The sequence below is a fragment of the Sunxiuqinia rutila genome (assembly GCF_050589705.1).
GTDB classification, from domain to species: domain Bacteria; phylum Bacteroidota; class Bacteroidia; order Bacteroidales; family Prolixibacteraceae; genus Sunxiuqinia; species Sunxiuqinia rutila.
This window is the reverse complement of the sequence record NZ_JBNGOT010000007.1, coordinates 46,599-63,134: the sequence shown is the minus strand read 5'-3', so window position 1 is coordinate 63,134 and position 16,536 is coordinate 46,599. Positions and strand designations below refer to the sequence as shown.

Below are 16,536 nucleotides of genomic sequence, written 5' to 3'. Positions count from 1 at the left end.
GTCATTTCCTCATAGGCAATTCGTTTTTATTCATTTAGATTTTAGGTTCGTATTTGTAATTTTCCATATCCTTTTATTTAAAAAGTCAATGCTTTTCAATTTTATATATTCCATTCTGATCCTTCGAATAAGTGAAAGCAACAATATGCTGCAAGCCGGAAAGTACTTCATCAAAATTGTCTTTAAGAGCCAGCTGTCCTGAAATGATTTCATCCAACGATTGATCTACCTCTAACGAAACACCAAAATAAATTTGAAGCGTTTTCACCACCTCAGAAAAAGGCCTGGAGTTCAAAACCATTATTCCTTTGGTCCAACTGGTATAGTCCTCAGCATTTACTGAAATCGTTTCGTCCAATACCCCTTTTTCATCAATTCGGACGAGTTGATTTGGGCTCATAATCCTCTTCTGCCGTCCAACTCCCTTGATCTCAACGCTTCCATGAGCAAGAACGACTGTGGCAAATTCTAATTCATCGTAAGTACAAACATTAAACGAAGTTCCTAACACTTCAATCTCAAACTGGGCAGGAGTTTCAACAATAAAAGGCTTTTCAGTATTTCTAGCTACTTCCAGATAAGCCTCTCCATCAACAAAAATTTTCCGCTTAACTCCTTTAAATTCTTTTGGAAAAATAACTCGTGTACCCGCATTGATCCAGATTTTCGTGCTATCCGATAACGTTAACATGGTACGTTTTCCACCGGGGACAATGATTTGGTTATATTTTTCTTCCATCCCCTTTGACGAGCTCTGGGTTGCTATTGCCTTGTTATTTACTGTGATCTTTCCATTTTCAGAGAAATTGACAACCGCCGTATCCTTATCAATTCGAATTTCATTGCTGTCAGAAACCATGAGAATGATATCTGAAGCTTGCTTTGGGATGGAAACCTCTGAAAAAACCATGTTTAGCTTCGTATCATCTTCAAACCGGCTTGCAGGTTCAATCCACACCATTAGCCCCACGAAAACAGCTGCTGCAGTAGTTAAGGAGGCATAAATTCGTGCCCGCCTCTGGCGCCTTTTAAAAGCTGCTGTTTGAATTATTTTATTCCACAAGTGCTTTTTCTCGTCAATGTCCGTAGTCGCTTCTTGCTTTTTCAGAAAGTCAACAATCTCATCAAATAAAGCCAAGGTATTTTTTTTCTTACTGGTCATACTTACTCATTCGTTTCTGTTAATACCTTGTCAATAGAAAAACCTACTCATGTTTCTGGGAAAATTTTAAACCTTTTTCTTTCTCATGGATCAACAGACGACAACGAAGACACAGAACAACCTCAGCTACAACTCCTATGAGATGATGCAACGCAACAAAAAAAGAATGCCTGTCGACAAACAGGCATCCCAAGTTATTTCAAAAAGTTTTTTATCAATCAAACAGAATTTAAAGACAATCAAATACTCCTACTATTCCCCTCTATGATTAATCCGCTAAATTTTTTACCTGACGAAATTCTTCTAATGAAATTTTGTTGTGCATAAGTGGAAAATTTTATTACATTTGCAGTCCGATTACGAAATGGTCTCTTGGCCGAGTGGCTAGGCAGCGGTCTGCAAAACCGCGTACGGCGGTTCGAATCCGCCAGAGACCTCCATAAAAAAGACCTTCTGAAATAACAGAAGGTCTTTTTTCATTTATCACACGCTCTTTCGATTTCCTTTAGCGCTCACTTTTAATTACGTGAGTATCTTATCCGCACCCCATTTAGTTTTATCTTGCCTGTTCTTCGGGCTTTAACTCTGAAGAAGAAAGCCTGTCCAGATATAAAATTGCATGTGGATGTTCCCGAAGTATTGTCGCTGGACATGCCGTAGATATCTCCTGATTTAGCGTATTAAACACCGCTTTGGCCTTTTGAATTCCCGGAACAACACAGCTAATTCTTTTAGCTCGCATAATCGCAGGAATTGTCAATGAAAGGGCCTCTTTAGGCACATCGCTCAAGGTTGGGAACCAGCCCTCGCCCAACTGCTGAAGCCGGCAGGCCTCATCCAATTCAACCACTTTTACCAGCTTCGGATCGTTAAAATCAGCCACCGGAGGATCATTAAAGGCAATGTGTCCATTTTCGCCAATCCCAATACAGGCAACATCAATCGAGTGCTCCCGAAGCAACTTTTCATAACGAGTCACTTCTGCATCCACATCCAGAGCATCCCCATTCAGATAATGCACCTCTCGGGGATTCACCTGCTCCAGAATACGCTCCTTCAAATATTTTCGAAAACTTGCAGGATGTGTTTCAGGAAGATCTTTGTACTCATCCAAATGAAACACAGTGATCTTTTGCCAGTCAATCTCCTGCTTTTGCAGATATTCCAAAAACTTAAACTGAGACGCTCCCGTTGCCAAAATCAGATTAGCAGAACCTCTCTGAGCAATCGCCTCTTGCAAAATTCCAGCAACAGATTTAGCGGCTGCCTGCCCAATGATATCATTTGTTTCAAACAATTTCACTTCAAGCTTATCGGCCTGAAAATTTATATTTTTCATGTTAATTCGATTTAAGATAAAGTAACGAAGGGATGCTAAAACAATTCAGCGATTGCAAACCAACTGGTTACAAAGGAGAAAAGTACGACGGCCAGAATTCCAACATTTTCCTTGAGTTTAGCATGATTCTTTCCCATCAATGCAGGACGATTGATCAATAACAAAATTGGAATAGCAACAGCCGGTAAAATAACAGCCTGAAAAGCCTGAGAGAACACCATTAAGGCGGGAGGTCGCTGCTCCAGGAAGATCGTTCCAAAAGCAAATATCATCGCCACAAAAATCAAGATACGAGATTGCGTCGATTTCGTATCTCGGGGCTTTCCTGAATAGTCGGCAATTAACCAGGGAGCAATTAACACAATTGGAAAAATTGTTGATAAACCAGCTCCAACAATTCCCAAAATCAGAACAAAAGCGGCCACATTCCCGCCAATTGGAGCAAACAGATGAATCATCTCAACTGTATTTTCCAACTTCAAGCCCATCACATGGAGCGTACCGGCTGCCACAGCCATAATCACCCCACTCAAAAACAACATCATTGACGCAGAAACAAAGGCATCTTTCTTTTCATCCTTGAGGTTATTAATTGTCCAGCCCTTCTCGGCAACGACTGAGCTTCGCATGATGAATACCGCAGCAGAACAGGTGGTACCAGCAATGGCTGCGACCAAACCCAACGCTCCGGGCGTATCCGGAATTCCGGGAACCAATCCTTCAGCCAAGGTTGAAAAATCAGGCCGAACCATAAAAAACACCACAATAAACGACAGCCCCATAAAAATTACAAAGACAGTCAGTGCTTTCTCGAAGGTTTTATACTGGCCAAACCACAACAACAAATACAAGCCCACAGCCAGCACCAAAATAATCCATCCACGCGACACCACCAGATCGTTAAACAACAGCCGAATGGCTTCCTGAACCAAATCAGCCACAATGCCCATCACGCCCATTAAAGCCAGTAATTCGCCAATGATTAGAGCTGCAAGAATATACAAAGCCAACACCCAGCCATACCGAAATTCATGCTTAATATTATACAAAGCTGTTTTGCCGGAAACCAGCGTCACCTTTCCGTAGGCAACCATCAAGATGAAGGTAAAAACACAGGACAGCACCAAGGCCCAAAAAAGCTCCATCCCAAACTCTGCCCCTGTTTTGGCCATGGTCGTCACACTTCCCGTACCAATATTATAGCCAATAAGAAACAAGCCCGGACCTACGGCAGCGAGGGCCAGTTTTATTCTATACCAAATTTTTTTATCCATTCTGTTTAGTTCGATTAGTTTTTTGTCACCAGAGCAGGTTCGATTTACTTTTGCTCGTAAACCAACTGCCCCTCAACATAGGTTTTCTGAATATCAATCCGGTAGTCATTCAAACTAAAAACAATCAGGTCAGCACGCTTACCCGGCTCTAAAACACCACGATCATTCAATCCATACAATTTGGCAGGATTAGTACTAGCCATTTGAACAGCTTGCGCCAACGTACAGCCCGTCACTTCCATGATGTGTCCAACTCCCTTGGTCATTGCTGAAGCCGATCCGTACAACACGTTTTGCGCCGGATACCGAAGCATTCCCTCTTCTGTCAGCTCGATTGTCTCCCCGGTTTGCGTCTTGTATATCCCCGGATCCAGGGCGGCATAACTTGTTACATCCGAAGTAATAATCGTTCGGTCAACTCCCTTGGTCAGGTAAAAAGTCTGGATTTCTTCAGGAAGCAAATGAAAACCATCGCAAATAATGCTGATCATAAAACGTTGATCAGCTAACTGCGACCAGAATGGATTCCGATGCCGATTAATCATATTCGCAGCACCATTTCCGAGGTGTGTTGCAATTTTAGCCCCACGATCAACGGCAGCTGTCACCACATCGGCCGGTGCATTATGATGCCCCAAAGCCACAACAATGCCCGCACGACTGCACTGACTCACAAAGTCAAGACCACCCTCCAACTCAGGCGCTAAAGTCACCTGCAGTATTTTATTATCCGCAGCCTCCGTCAGCTCTGTGAATCGTTTCCAATCAGGCAATTCAACAAACTTTTTAGGATGAGCTCCCCGATAGCCATCTTCGGGATTGATATAGGGGCCTTCCATATGAAAGCCAGGAATTGAGCCCAACAACTTCGGATCATCAGAAGCCTTTGCTAAAATCTTCAAATTCTTAATCAACAACTCATGATCATTCGTCGTCAAAGTTGGCAAATAAGTGGTCACCCCCTTTTTCCACAACTCCTGCGTGGCTTTTTCAACACTAGCAAAAGTCAAATCACTTCCTCCAAAAGAAAATGAAATGCCGGCAAAACCATTCACCTGGTTGTCGATAAAACCTGGTGCAATGTAAACAGCCGGAGCTCCCTCAGGCAGTTTCCCCAAACGAACAACCTCCTGAATCTTCCCATCCTCAAGCTGAATTTCCACCGGAGACTGGTCATAATAAAGCAAACCCACGATCTTATCGCCAGCCCAAGCACTATTTAAGGCAAAAAAGGCCAACAAAAAGAAGAGTACCTTCTTTGTTTTAATCTGATATTTATTTCGTTTCATCTTATTGGTTTTAAACGATTTTTCGATTTACCTCATCCCACTGAACCATCCGTTTTTCGACATAGGACTGATGAGCCATAATGCAAGCTACGCCTTCCTCATAAGCCATTTCGATATTGGCACTTGGCTCATTCCCGTTGCGAATGCAGTTAATCCATTCGCGAACATGAAGGTGAGTGACATCTATACGCCGTCCATTAACAGTCGTTGTGGTTAAACCACGCGAGGCATAATACCGCTCGCTTGCAGAACTCACGGCATCAATCTGTCCGGCATCCGGGTTAAAAGAAATCATCGGCGCTGACGGATCAATCACGCCTGACTGAATCCCTTCGGCATAGCGCGTCGAATTTCGATCGGCCGTAATAATGGCATTATTTCCCAACTCCATGGAACCGTCGTGCCCCATAAATACCCGACCACGACCACGGCTGGACGCCAAATTTCCGCTATACATCAGCGTAAGATCTTTATCCGGATATTCAAAAACGCAATGCAAAGAATCCGGCATCTCACGGTTATCCTTCCAGTAGTATATTCCACCAGACGACATTACTGACTTTGGAATCCCGATACGAAGCAACTGATTCACTGCATCAAATTCATGCGTAAACAACTGGCCAATCATTCCAGAGTCATAATCGAACCATTTGGTCCAATTATAATACCTATCCACACTGAAAGGGGCGTACGGCGCCTCTCCCAGCCATTGCTTCCAATCAATCGTCTGCTCATTGCCCGGCTTAGGATTTCCTTTGGCATCCAAATGCCTGATCCACGCACCACTCGCTGTATTCCGATTGGAGGTTGTCTCAACCAAGGTAATTTTCCCCAGCAGGTTTCGCTTAATAATTTCTTTGGCCTGCTTAAAAACAATACTCTGCGTGATTTGGTGCCCCAGCTGAAAAACAACACCCGATTGCTTAACGGTTTCATACAGTTCATTCAGCTCATCTTCTTTCAAAGCAACACTTTTTTCGCAATAAATATGTTTTCCTGCTTTTGCGGCATCAATGGCAATTCGTGCATGATGATGATCCGGCGTAGCGATCAAAACAGCGTCAATTGAATCGTCTGCCAACATTTCGTGATAAGTTCGGTAGCGTTTTACCCGCAAAGCGGCAGCACCATCACCACCAGGCCTGGCCTTATTACTTGCAGTATCAATCCCGTTTTGAGCATGCTCATCAAACACATCACAGATTCCGGTAATGGCCACATTCAGATATTCCTGCTGCAGCCAGTCATTCAACAGCTTTCGTTTTTTCCAACTTTCCGTATCTGTGGGATGCATAAATCCCAAGGCATGAGAAAGCTGCCGGGCACGAGTTCCAAAGCCAATAAATCCAAGCCGAATAAGATCGCCCGAAGGCTTTGCATTTCCATAATCCATTTTCGGAAACTCAATATCATCAAGCCCAAGTTCGCGAACAATCTGCTTGCGTTTATCGGCTTCGTAGTTAGTCTTTCTCAAAATCTCAAAGCCCAACAATCCAGCCACCGGAACACCCGCCAATGCTTTTAAAACCGCTCGGCGTTTCATTCCCTCAGGCCGTTGATTTTCACTGGAAGTATTGGTCTTTTCCTGCTTGTTTTTTTCGGTCATTTCACACCTCCATTTCTTTTTATTTTCAACCGTTGAATTATGGCATCCAGCCCAACAACCGCACTTGTAGGAAATACGGCCAGCACAACCAAAGCAATTGATTCAAGCAGGGTTTTATCGACAATCAGGTTGTTGCCATCCACAGGTCGCGCGTATTCCACTCCAATCAAAGGCGGGCAAGTGAGATAATAAGTGAAAACCAAGATTGCACCTGCCCATGCGGCGGTTCGAGCACAAATTCCGAGGAGCAGACCAACTCCAATCGCGATCAATCCCCAGGTGTTTAAGAAGTCCACAGTTGATAAAACAGTCGGATGAGAAGTTACCCAGCCGGCAAAACCGGACATTATTCCTTGTGCCTGCTGTAGAAAACCAAGAGACGACCAATCAGGATTTAGCAACTTGGCAATTCCTTCGTAGAGAATATGCCAGCCAATCAGCCATCTCAACAAGACCAAAGAATAGGTTTGCAGTTTCGTATAGTTAGTTTCGTATTTCATTTCATTAAATCAGGTTTTGCTTAATCAAAGCTTCATTTCCCAACCTTTCTCATAACGTCGTGACCACAATTTCTCAGCGTCCCGATCTTTTAGAATATGACCGTTTTGAGGATCAATATCCAACGAATGACCAACTCGTTGGGCAATGTTTCCAAGCTGAACCAACAAGGTACTCTTGTGTCCTGAGTCGATATCAGAATGAAGTTGAGCTCCTTTTAAAATGCCGTCGAAGAAATTCTGAATATGAAGCGCATCCAACTGCTGAGCAGGACTAGCCGCATTACGAGGATCAATTTTATCTTTATCCACGACCTTCTTCAATTCTTTTCCACTCACATCAAACAAGGTATAACCATTTCCACCGGTAATCAGCAGCGAACCTTTATCTCCAAAGAACTGAGCACCAACCGAACTTCCTTCAATCGAACGGGCATTACAGCTTCGGCCTTCCCAAGTCATTGTAAATCCGCCCGGGAAATCAAGACTAATCACCTGCGTATCGGGAGTTTCCCAATCATCCTGATAATGAAAACGACCACCGTTGGAGCTCACCCGGGTTGGATAATCCACTTCCATTCCCCAGCGCAAAAGGTCAACCATATGCGTCCCGTTGTTCAGTGCTTCACCCGTTCCCCAATGCCAGAACCAGTGCCAATTGTAATGCACATAATTATCTTTGAATGCCTTCCGCGGAGCTGGTCCTTGCCACAAATCCCAATTCAACCAATCAGGAACTGCCGCTTCTTTTCCAATCCCAATCGGACCTCTCTTATTAGTGTACCAGCTTTTCCCAAAATACGGCTTACCAATTGCTCCGGACTGTATTTCCTTGATTGCCTCAACAACATTGGGCCACGAGCGTCGCTGATTTCCCATCTGCAACACTTGTCCGTATTTTGCGGCAGCCTGCACCAATATCTCGCCCTCTTCAGGACTATGACTACATGGCTTTTCCAGGTAAACATGCTTGCCCGCCTTCATGGCCAATAAAGCTGCTGGCGCGTGCCAATGGTCAGGCGTGGCAACCACGATTGCATCCATATCTTTCGCTTCCAAGGCATTTCGGAAATCGGGCATGCCCTTTGGTTTTGAACCGGTAATTTTTGCAACAGCATTAATACACTTTGCCGCAGCTCGCGTATCCACATCGCTCACATAAACCAGATTGCAGTTTTTCTGCATGGCAAAATTTTGCGCCAGCGCATTTCCCCGGGAATTAACCCCCATTACGCCAACATTGATGCGCTCATTCGCCCCAGCAATATTACGATAACTACGAGCACTAAACCCAGGCAACACACCTCCAATTGTTAAGGCTGCCGTTCCTAAAACTGTTTTTCGGATAAAATCTCTTCTATTATTTTCCATGATCTATTTCTTTTTTATTAAAACCGGATTGCTTTTTTACTTTCTTTTTCAGCCTTTTTAACCACTGCCTCGACCGACACCGGAATGCCGCCTTTCTTCTTACTTAAATCAGCAGCTTCCATAAAAGCCAAAATCTCCAAGGTTTCGGCTGGTTGAACCGGCACTTCCCCTGTTTCAAAAAAGTGAATGATATCCTCTAAAAGCGGATTGTAGCCATTATAGGAGCCGAGCTTAACAATGCTTTTCTCTCCAAAGATGGTTCCACCATAATCTCCTTTTCCGGCACGCAATCCTCTAAAAGAACCAATTCGTCCATCTTTCCAGGTTCCAACAGCCACATCGGTATCTTCAGTTGTTATGCGTACAACCGTTTGACAACCTACTCCCATTGCCGTAAAAAGCGTCTCTACACCATGAATCCCATACCAGAAGAAATCCGGATGACTGGGCTCTGTCTTGCATGGGCTGTATGCTTCAGCGCCCAATACTTTTCCGGCAGCACCACTTTTAACGTCGTCCATCCCTTTAATGTAGCGTAAAGAAGAAGCAGAAAAAGTAGGCACGCCATAATGACGAGATGCCTCGAAAATAGCCATTGCATCAGCCAGGGAAGCTGCCATTGGCTTGTCAATAAACATGCGCTTTCCTGCTTTTAAAACAGGAAGTGCCTGCTCCAAGTGCCTGCGTCCATCGTTAGTTTCCAAAAGCACCACATCCACTTTTGTCAAAAGTTCATCCACAGAACCAACAATCTCCACCCCATAGGTTTGAATTTGCTCGGTATAGCCTTCAATCCGATCGACAGAGGATTGAATATCCAAACTGCCTTTGGGATAGGCAGCCACAACTTTATACCCTTTAAATTGTCTGCCGGCATCAGCGCCATTCAATGCCTTGGTAAACGCAATACTGTGAGAAGTATCCAAGCCGATAATTCCCACTCTCTTGCCCTGAGCTCCAGAATTTCCTGCCATTGCATAGCTAGTCAACCCAAGCCCAACTCCTGCCAAAGTTGTTGTTTTAATAAAGTTTCGTCGGTTTATCATATTTTATTGATTTAGTTTTTATCGCGTTAGTTATTAGCTTCAAAGAGTTTTATCTTCAAACAAAAATAGAAAATAAAAACATTTACACAATCGTTTGTTTAAATTCATTCAAATGTTTTACAATATCTTTATCCATCAAATTTTTAGGACAGTTGACCTTTTCAATGTTTGATTTAAAAATTAAACAAACACACAAATGTCACTAATAGAAGAAATTAAAAACGAACAAAGACATATTTACGGCTGATAATTGGTCGATTATTCTTTATTCCGAATTAGTCAACTCAGACTAAAACAAACGATTGCGTAATATCATTCATTTAATCCTCTAAAAACATTTATTGCTCAACACTTAATTTGATTGAGTTTTCATGGTCGATTCTCGCACAACCAAGTCATTTCGTATGGTAATGGTTTCAGAGGCAACGGTCTCTTGTTTCTCATCAATCTGCCGAATTAATAAGCGCGCAGCAGCTTGTCCCATCTCAAATGCATGATCATCAATGGTGGTTAACGCTGGGCTGACAATCAATGAGGTCGGTGTATTACTAAAGCCAACAACGGCAATATCCTCAGGTACTTTTTTCCCTTGCTTCGTAATTGTTTGAATGGCACTGATTGCACTTGTATCATTGGAACAAAAAATCCCATCAAGCGCTGCATCGCTTTCCAAAAAATGAGCAACGGCCTGCTCCCCTTCCATGCGACTCAAATCCTCGGTATAGTAGATCAATTCCTCAGACTGCTCCAATTGGTGCTTCCGAAGGGCCTCTTGATAACCTCGAAGTCGATCTCGAAAAATGGCGACCTTCTGATTTCCGGCAATATGAGCAATTCGCTTGCAACCAATTGAAATGAGATGCTCCGTTGCCTTCATCGCCGCACCGAAATCATCAATGATCACTTTATGCGTTTCGATTTCCTCACACACCCGATCAAAAAAGACCAAGGGAACATTGTTGTCTTTAAAAACAGCCAAATGGTCATAATTATCGGTTTCCATTGCCAAACAAGCAATTACCCCATCAGCCTGACTGGAGAGCAACATTCGGGCATTCTCCTTCTCCCGCTCATAAGAGTTATTTGACTGAAAAATAATCACATAATAACCGGCCTTGCTCGCCACCTCTTCAATTCCGGCAATTGCTGATGACTGGAAATAACGATCAATCCGCGGAATAATAACTCCAATCAGGTTTGTTCTATTCCGACGAAGGTTTGAAGCCACCGAATTTGGATAGTATCCCAGCTTTTTGGCTAATTTATGAACCTCAGCAGTTCGCTTTTTACCAATGCTCGGATGGTTTTGCAACGCTCTGGAAATCGTAGAAGGCGAAACCCCTAAGCGCTCAGCCATCTCTTTTATGCTCACTTTTGATTTTCTCATAGCCAAATAAACTCTGGAATCTTATAGACTTTAATTTATGAAGTTAACCCACAAAGTAACAAGAAAAATCAACATCTTTTAAATAATCGATTTTATCCGGAGCTTGGACTGAGAATAACTCATATCCTCTCCTTGCATTCTACCTGTCGTTCTTCTTAAATAAAACTTTTGAGCCTCTTCAACAACTAGTTCTTCTTTCAAAGTATATGTTAATACATCGGCTTTCAAGCTGGAACATTAAGAGGATAAGCTCCACTTAATATTCCAGCCTGGATATTCTATTTATTCTAATAGCCAGGATTTTGAGGAAATTCTGCATCAACATTCAAGTCAATCTGACTTTGCGGAATTGGCCACAACTTATTATGATCTTGGATTCTGGCCCCTGGGAAAATGGGATTACTATTATATTTTCTTGTTCTTTCCACTAACTTCCCCATTCTTCTTAAAATGATATGACGCCAGTGCTCACACCAAAGCTCTCTTGCATATTCATCCAAGATATAATCGTAGGTTACACTTTCTGCTGAAACTGCGGAAGCATTAGATCTACTTCTAATTTTATTGATATCATCTGCCGCAAGATCTGCACGGTCAATCCCTAGATAAGCCTCGGCTCGCACAAGAAGTGTCTCTGCAAATCGCAAAGCATATGCATCTTTATGGGTTATCCCCCCCCCTGCTCGATGTGGTTGTTCAAAGTAATTACAAGCATCACCAAACTTACTGTGCCATGGAAATATGTATTGATTTGTATCTCTCAGAGCATCCCTTGCACCATCTTCATATAAGCTAAAATCTATTTTTTGCTTATCGAACGAAGAAGCCGGATTATCAAAGTAGAAATTCCTTTTGATGTTATGCTCCGCATTTCTCAAATCATTATCCCAATCGCTTGCCCAAATATCATAATAAGAATAATTGGTTCCTCGCATCGTAGCTACAGGCCTACTTAGTGTATCATTGTAGCCTGTGTATTTGCCTTCGTACATAATTCCTAAGAAGGCAGGATATCCATCTGGAGTATTCCCCATCCTGAAATATGAAGGGCCAAAAATATAACCACTGCCATTCCTTGAACCTCCTGTCAAAAACGGTTCAACCTGAATAACCCACATCGCCTCTTTATTTTCTGCCAAGTTGTGATTTCCAAAGCCATAAAGATCATAGAAGGGATCGCCAGCTCCAAATACATCATTATCAAGCCTTGTTCCAAAACGCTCAGTCATTAGATCATAGTCATAATCATCAATAGCATGAGTAGCTGCTTCTACTGCCAATTGTGGGTTTCTTTGTTCCAGGTAAGTTTCGGCTAAATAGTGCCACGCAACTCCTTGAGTTATTCGTCCTGGAGCAGCTTCGCTTCCAGGGGTTGGCAAATGCTCGGTTCCAAATTTGAAATCGTCTTCCATTAGCTTATGAATTTTAGCCACTGGATCCCTTACAAAATCAGCCCTAGCTGATTTTACAGGCTCTTCTAGAAGCGGAATATCTCCATAAGTTGAGACTAACGAGCGATATGCCCAAGCTCGAAAAAATCGAGCTTCTGCCAAGTAAACGTTCCGTGGTTCACTCGAAAACACCTCCTCTTCAGCTTTTTCAATACTCTCAATAAGTAAATTTGCCCGAGCAATTATTCGGAAACCAGTGTTCCAATAGTCTTCTACCTCCTTTGATGAAGGGGTCAAATAAGTGACATAATCGACTAAATAACGGTTTGTTCCCGGGTCTTCACCAAAATACCCTAGATCAGCTCCCAGCCCACGATAAGTAAGCATAGTTGTAAATCGAGTCATGGCATAAAAAGCCTCGCGCACTTCAGTATGTAGCCCAGAGATTCCCTGTCGAATTCCATCCTCTGTTAAATACGAGTTTTCAGGAGTCAAAAAGCTTAGCGGATTTTCCTCAAGAACGTCTTCGTTACAAGAAGAAAAGAGAAACAGAATAGCCATAAACCATCCGCCTATTTTTTTCATTTCAATTGTATATTTTTTCATTTCAATCATTTTTTAGGTTTAATCATTGATTTCAATCAAAAATCATAAACTGAACCGGACTCCTACCGTAATATTACGCATCACGGGGAAATTACTGATCCCACTTTCTGGATCCCAACCTTCCCACTTCGTCCAGGTATAAGGATTCTTACTGGAAATATAGACCTGACAATTCTTCATACCTAAACGTCCTAAAGTCTCTTTACTAAAAGAGTAAGCTAGAGAGACATCCTGTAATCGGACAAAACTCCGACTTTGATAGATACCACTCTGTTGAGCAGGGCTATTATATATTCCGGTTGCATTATTTACCCCATTATCAGGAGTCCAATATGGGCGTACAGCTGTTTGATTTTTTCGAAGCACATCATCAGCAACCCAATCAACATTTGTAGCACTTGCATTATCTTCTAAATAATACTTATCTCCTCCTTGTATCGAATTAATTAAAAAAGAAAAAGAAAAGTTTTTATACACAAAGCTGTTACTAATACTAAAACGGTAGCTTGGAGATTTATAACCTATGATTTTTCTGTCATTGGATGGGTCAATGGCATTATCATCATTCTGATCGACATAACGGAACTGCCCAGGATACCAACCATCCAAAATCTCTCCTCGATAGAGTTCCTCTTCAGTCCACACGCCTCCAGCCATCTCATAATCATAAATTGCGCCAATAGACTCTCCTACAAACCAAGAGTTCCCAATATCCATATCCTCCTCATCGCCATATAGTTTCGTAATCTTATCTCGATTCAAAGAGAATGTGAAATTCGTCTCCCAACGAAGGTCCCGATCTAGGTTTAAAGAACGTAACTCAATCTCAATTCCTTTATTTTCAATTCCCCCAATATTGGCCCAAACGCTATTAAAGCCAGAACTCCGAGGCAAACCTCTCGTAACCAAAACATCATTCGTAACTGCCTTGTAAACATCAACTGAACCTGTTATTTTCTGATCTAAAATACCCCAATCAACACCAAGGTTCAACGAGTTGGTTTTTTCCCAACGAAGATCTTGATTGCTCAAAGTGGTAGGATACATTGCGACAGCTGTTTCAGCTCCATAGATGTAGTAATTTGTTCCCATTCTTGCTAAACTTGCATACCGTCCAATTCCTTGGTTTCCATTCACACCATATGAAGTTCTCAATTTCAAATAGGTTTGATCAAAACGTTCCTTCCAAAAAGGTTCTTCTGACATAACCCAAGCCAGAGAAACCGAAGGAAACGTTGCCCACTTATTATCGGCCCCAAATCCGGAAAACCCGTCTTTTCGTATAGTTCCAGTGATCATGTACCGAGATTTATAGCTGTAATTTAAGCGCGCCATATAAGAGATACTGCTTTCTTCCCAAGCCGAGGAGCCTACATCATAAATTGTTCCGAGCCCCATATTATTATAACCTAAAAGTTCATTCTCAAACTGACTTGACTCAAGGCTCGAAGCACTTCCCTTTCGGTTTTCCCGACTAACCAGGAAAGTTGAATTTATCCGATGATCATTGAAATCTCTTTGGTAAGTGATAATATTATTTACAATCCAGTCTCTTCCTTCAGTTGGTTCTTTAACTGCCCTTCCTTTGTTGGTGGCACCACCTGTCGTCGTTGCCGGATAAAAAGTATTATTATTCCGATTGTTGTAACGATGTGAATAATTTAATTCGTTAGTCAACCCTTTCACCCATGGAATGGATATTTTGGCCCGAACTGTCAGATTTAATTCATTGCGCACATCTTCATTATCAATTTCTAAATATTGAAGCGGATATGGCATATACTGCTCTTGTGTCAAATACATATCAAAAGTAGGCTTTCCAATATAGTTGTTAGCCAACGGGCTCGCGACACGAGCATCAGCCAGACTTGCCGGGACTCTTGAATAATCTAAATAAGAATAAGAAGTAACAAGATTCAATGTCAACCAATCAGTCACTTCGCTCTCCAAATTATTATGAAAGGTAAATCGGCTAAATTTATCATTCAACTGAATTCCTTCTTCTTCTGCCATTGATGCTGATAAGTAGTAATTGACTTTATCAGTAGCTCTTCCAGACAAGCTTAGGTTGTAATTCTGAATAGGAGCAATTTGTAGAACTTCATCCACCCAATTGATTGAATTTCCTGCCATGTAATTATCTCTTTCTTCCTGGGTGCGCAGTCGCTGAGCGACAACCTCACGACTCATTACATCTGGCCTTACTGGCTTCCCTGAACTACTTGTCGGATTAGTTCGATACCAACTATACAGTTCCTGTTGATAATAATAATCAACCAACCGAATGGCATACTGTTCCCCATCCATCACTTTCATGGGATTATTTGTCATATCCTGATACCCGTAATACATACTGAAGGAGAGTACGGGTTTATCTGTTTTTCCTTTTTTGGTTGTGATAAGAATTACCCCATTAGCAGATCTTGATCCATAAACAGCTGCAGCACTCGCATCCTTTAAAACGTCAATTGATTCTACATCGCTAATGTTAATAGATGCCATTGATCCATTGTAAATGATACCATCTACAACAATCAAAGGACTTGAACTCGCGGACAAAGATGTTTGTCCGCGAATTGAAAAGGCCGGCTGTCCCCCAGCTCCACCCCGCGCTTCAATATTAACACCAGCAGAACTACCAGAAAGCGTTTCCAATAGATTCATGCTCGCCTGATTCTCTTTATCATCCATTGATATTCGTTTGACAGAGCCGGTCAAATCACTTTTTTTCATGGTTCCATATCCAATTGCAACAACTTCGTCTAGACCAATAGCCTCATCTGTCATTTTAATTGAAATTTGGCGCCGATCAATAACGGTGAATTCAACAGTTTTCATCCCAATAAAAGAGAATTGCAATACGGTATTTTGAGGGATATCCATAAGCCTAAAACCACCATCTGTATCAGTTACTGTTCCTTTAGAAGTTCCTTTTACTAATACAGCGACACCGGGCAAAGGAAGGCCTTCCATATCTGTCACTTGTCCGGAAACACTTGTTGCATCTTGTTTTACTTGGCGAAAACTTTTTTGCCCATTTCGCGAGATTACAATGATCCGATCCATTATTTTGTAGGAATACAAATCCTTATCCAGAATCTCGTCCATTACGTTCTCTATTCTGGTTCCTTCAATCACCAAAGAGTACCTCTCTTCCAAGTTAAGTTCATCTGCTTTAAACAGAAAGCCATATTCTGTTAAGCGCTCTATCTCTTCCAATACCTCAATAATTGAAGCATTACTAACATTTAAGTCAAATCGAACATTTTGAGAGTAGCTTGTGGCTGCCATACTCATTACGGAGAGAAACAAGAGCAAGGTTGTCAGTTTCATAATCACTAATAATTTTACTATTCCAAGCCTTTCACAGGCTCGGAAAAACCGTTTTTTCTTCATAGTTTTGTTTGATTTTTGTTAATAAACAGGTTATGGTGACCCGCTAAAATTACCATAGCCCAAAAAATTCAAAATCATACCGAGATGTTTGCGCATCTCGGTATTTCTAGTTCAGGTTAATTGGTTTATTCCATAGGCATATTAAAATAGTTGCTGTACTTATCTCCTTTAT

The 16,536-nt window shown here is 42.0% G+C and carries 11 protein-coding genes and 1 tRNA gene; 1 reads left to right on the top strand and 11 read right to left on the bottom strand.

Annotated elements, in window-relative coordinates; genetic code table 11:
* Positions 1 to 85: 85 nt before the first annotated feature.
* Positions 86 to 1,162 carry a FecR family protein gene (locus ACRD6K_RS10355; protein WP_430973204.1) on the bottom strand — a complete coding sequence of 359 codons (1,077 nt, stop codon included), beginning with the start codon at positions 1,160 to 1,162 and terminating at the stop codon, positions 86 to 88.
* A 366-nt stretch (positions 1,163 to 1,528) separates the two neighbouring features.
* Here ACRD6K_RS10355 and ACRD6K_RS10350 point away from each other — a divergent pair.
* Positions 1,529 to 1,602, top strand: a tRNA-Cys gene (locus tag ACRD6K_RS10350).
* Between the two features lie 116 nt (positions 1,603 to 1,718).
* Here ACRD6K_RS10350 and ACRD6K_RS10345 read toward each other — a convergent pair.
* From ACRD6K_RS10345 to ACRD6K_RS10300, 10 genes are all read right to left on the bottom strand, one after another.
* A complete protein-coding gene (locus ACRD6K_RS10345) occupies positions 1,719 to 2,501 on the bottom strand; it encodes a glucosamine-6-phosphate deaminase (protein WP_430973203.1) in 783 nt (260 codons plus the stop codon).
* Between the two features lie 35 nt (positions 2,502 to 2,536).
* Positions 2,537 to 3,775: an Nramp family divalent metal transporter gene (locus ACRD6K_RS10340; protein WP_430973202.1), complete on the bottom strand. Its 1,239-nt coding sequence runs from the start codon at positions 3,773 to 3,775 to the stop codon at positions 2,537 to 2,539.
* Between the two features lie 44 nt (positions 3,776 to 3,819).
* On the bottom strand, positions 3,820 to 5,064 hold the full coding sequence (gene nagA / locus ACRD6K_RS10335) for an N-acetylglucosamine-6-phosphate deacetylase (protein ID WP_430973201.1): 1,245 nt from the start codon (positions 5,062 to 5,064) through the stop codon (positions 3,820 to 3,822).
* Between the two features lie 10 nt (positions 5,065 to 5,074).
* Positions 5,075 to 6,670, bottom strand: coding sequence for a Gfo/Idh/MocA family protein (locus ACRD6K_RS10330; protein WP_430973200.1), 1,596 nt, complete (start codon positions 6,668 to 6,670; stop codon positions 5,075 to 5,077).
* Complete coding sequence (locus ACRD6K_RS10325; RefSeq protein WP_430973199.1) at positions 6,667 to 7,170, bottom strand: DoxX family membrane protein; 504 nt, start codon at positions 7,168 to 7,170, stop codon at positions 6,667 to 6,669. Before ACRD6K_RS10325 ends, ACRD6K_RS10330 begins: the two co-directional genes overlap by 4 nt.
* A 24-nt stretch (positions 7,171 to 7,194) precedes the next feature.
* Positions 7,195 to 8,538, bottom strand: a complete 1,344-nt coding sequence (locus tag ACRD6K_RS10320) for a Gfo/Idh/MocA family protein (protein WP_430973198.1) — start codon at positions 8,536 to 8,538, stop codon at positions 7,195 to 7,197.
* A 17-nt stretch (positions 8,539 to 8,555) separates the two neighbouring features.
* On the bottom strand, positions 8,556 to 9,584 hold the full coding sequence (locus tag ACRD6K_RS10315; protein ID WP_430973197.1) for a Gfo/Idh/MocA family protein: 1,029 nt from the start codon (positions 9,582 to 9,584) through the stop codon (positions 8,556 to 8,558).
* A gap of 352 nt (positions 9,585 to 9,936) precedes the next feature.
* Positions 9,937 to 10,971, bottom strand: coding sequence for a LacI family DNA-binding transcriptional regulator (locus tag ACRD6K_RS10310; protein ID WP_133464616.1), 1,035 nt, complete (start codon positions 10,969 to 10,971; stop codon positions 9,937 to 9,939).
* A gap of 287 nt (positions 10,972 to 11,258) precedes the next feature.
* Complete coding sequence (locus ACRD6K_RS10305; RefSeq protein ID WP_430973196.1) at positions 11,259 to 12,968, bottom strand: RagB/SusD family nutrient uptake outer membrane protein; 1,710 nt, start codon at positions 12,966 to 12,968, stop codon at positions 11,259 to 11,261.
* Between the two features lie 42 nt (positions 12,969 to 13,010).
* Positions 13,011 to 16,364 (bottom strand): SusC/RagA family TonB-linked outer membrane protein, encoded by a 3,354-nt coding sequence (locus ACRD6K_RS10300; protein WP_430973195.1) that lies wholly within the window; start codon positions 16,362 to 16,364, stop codon positions 13,011 to 13,013.
* Positions 16,365 to 16,536 lie beyond the last annotated feature (172 nt).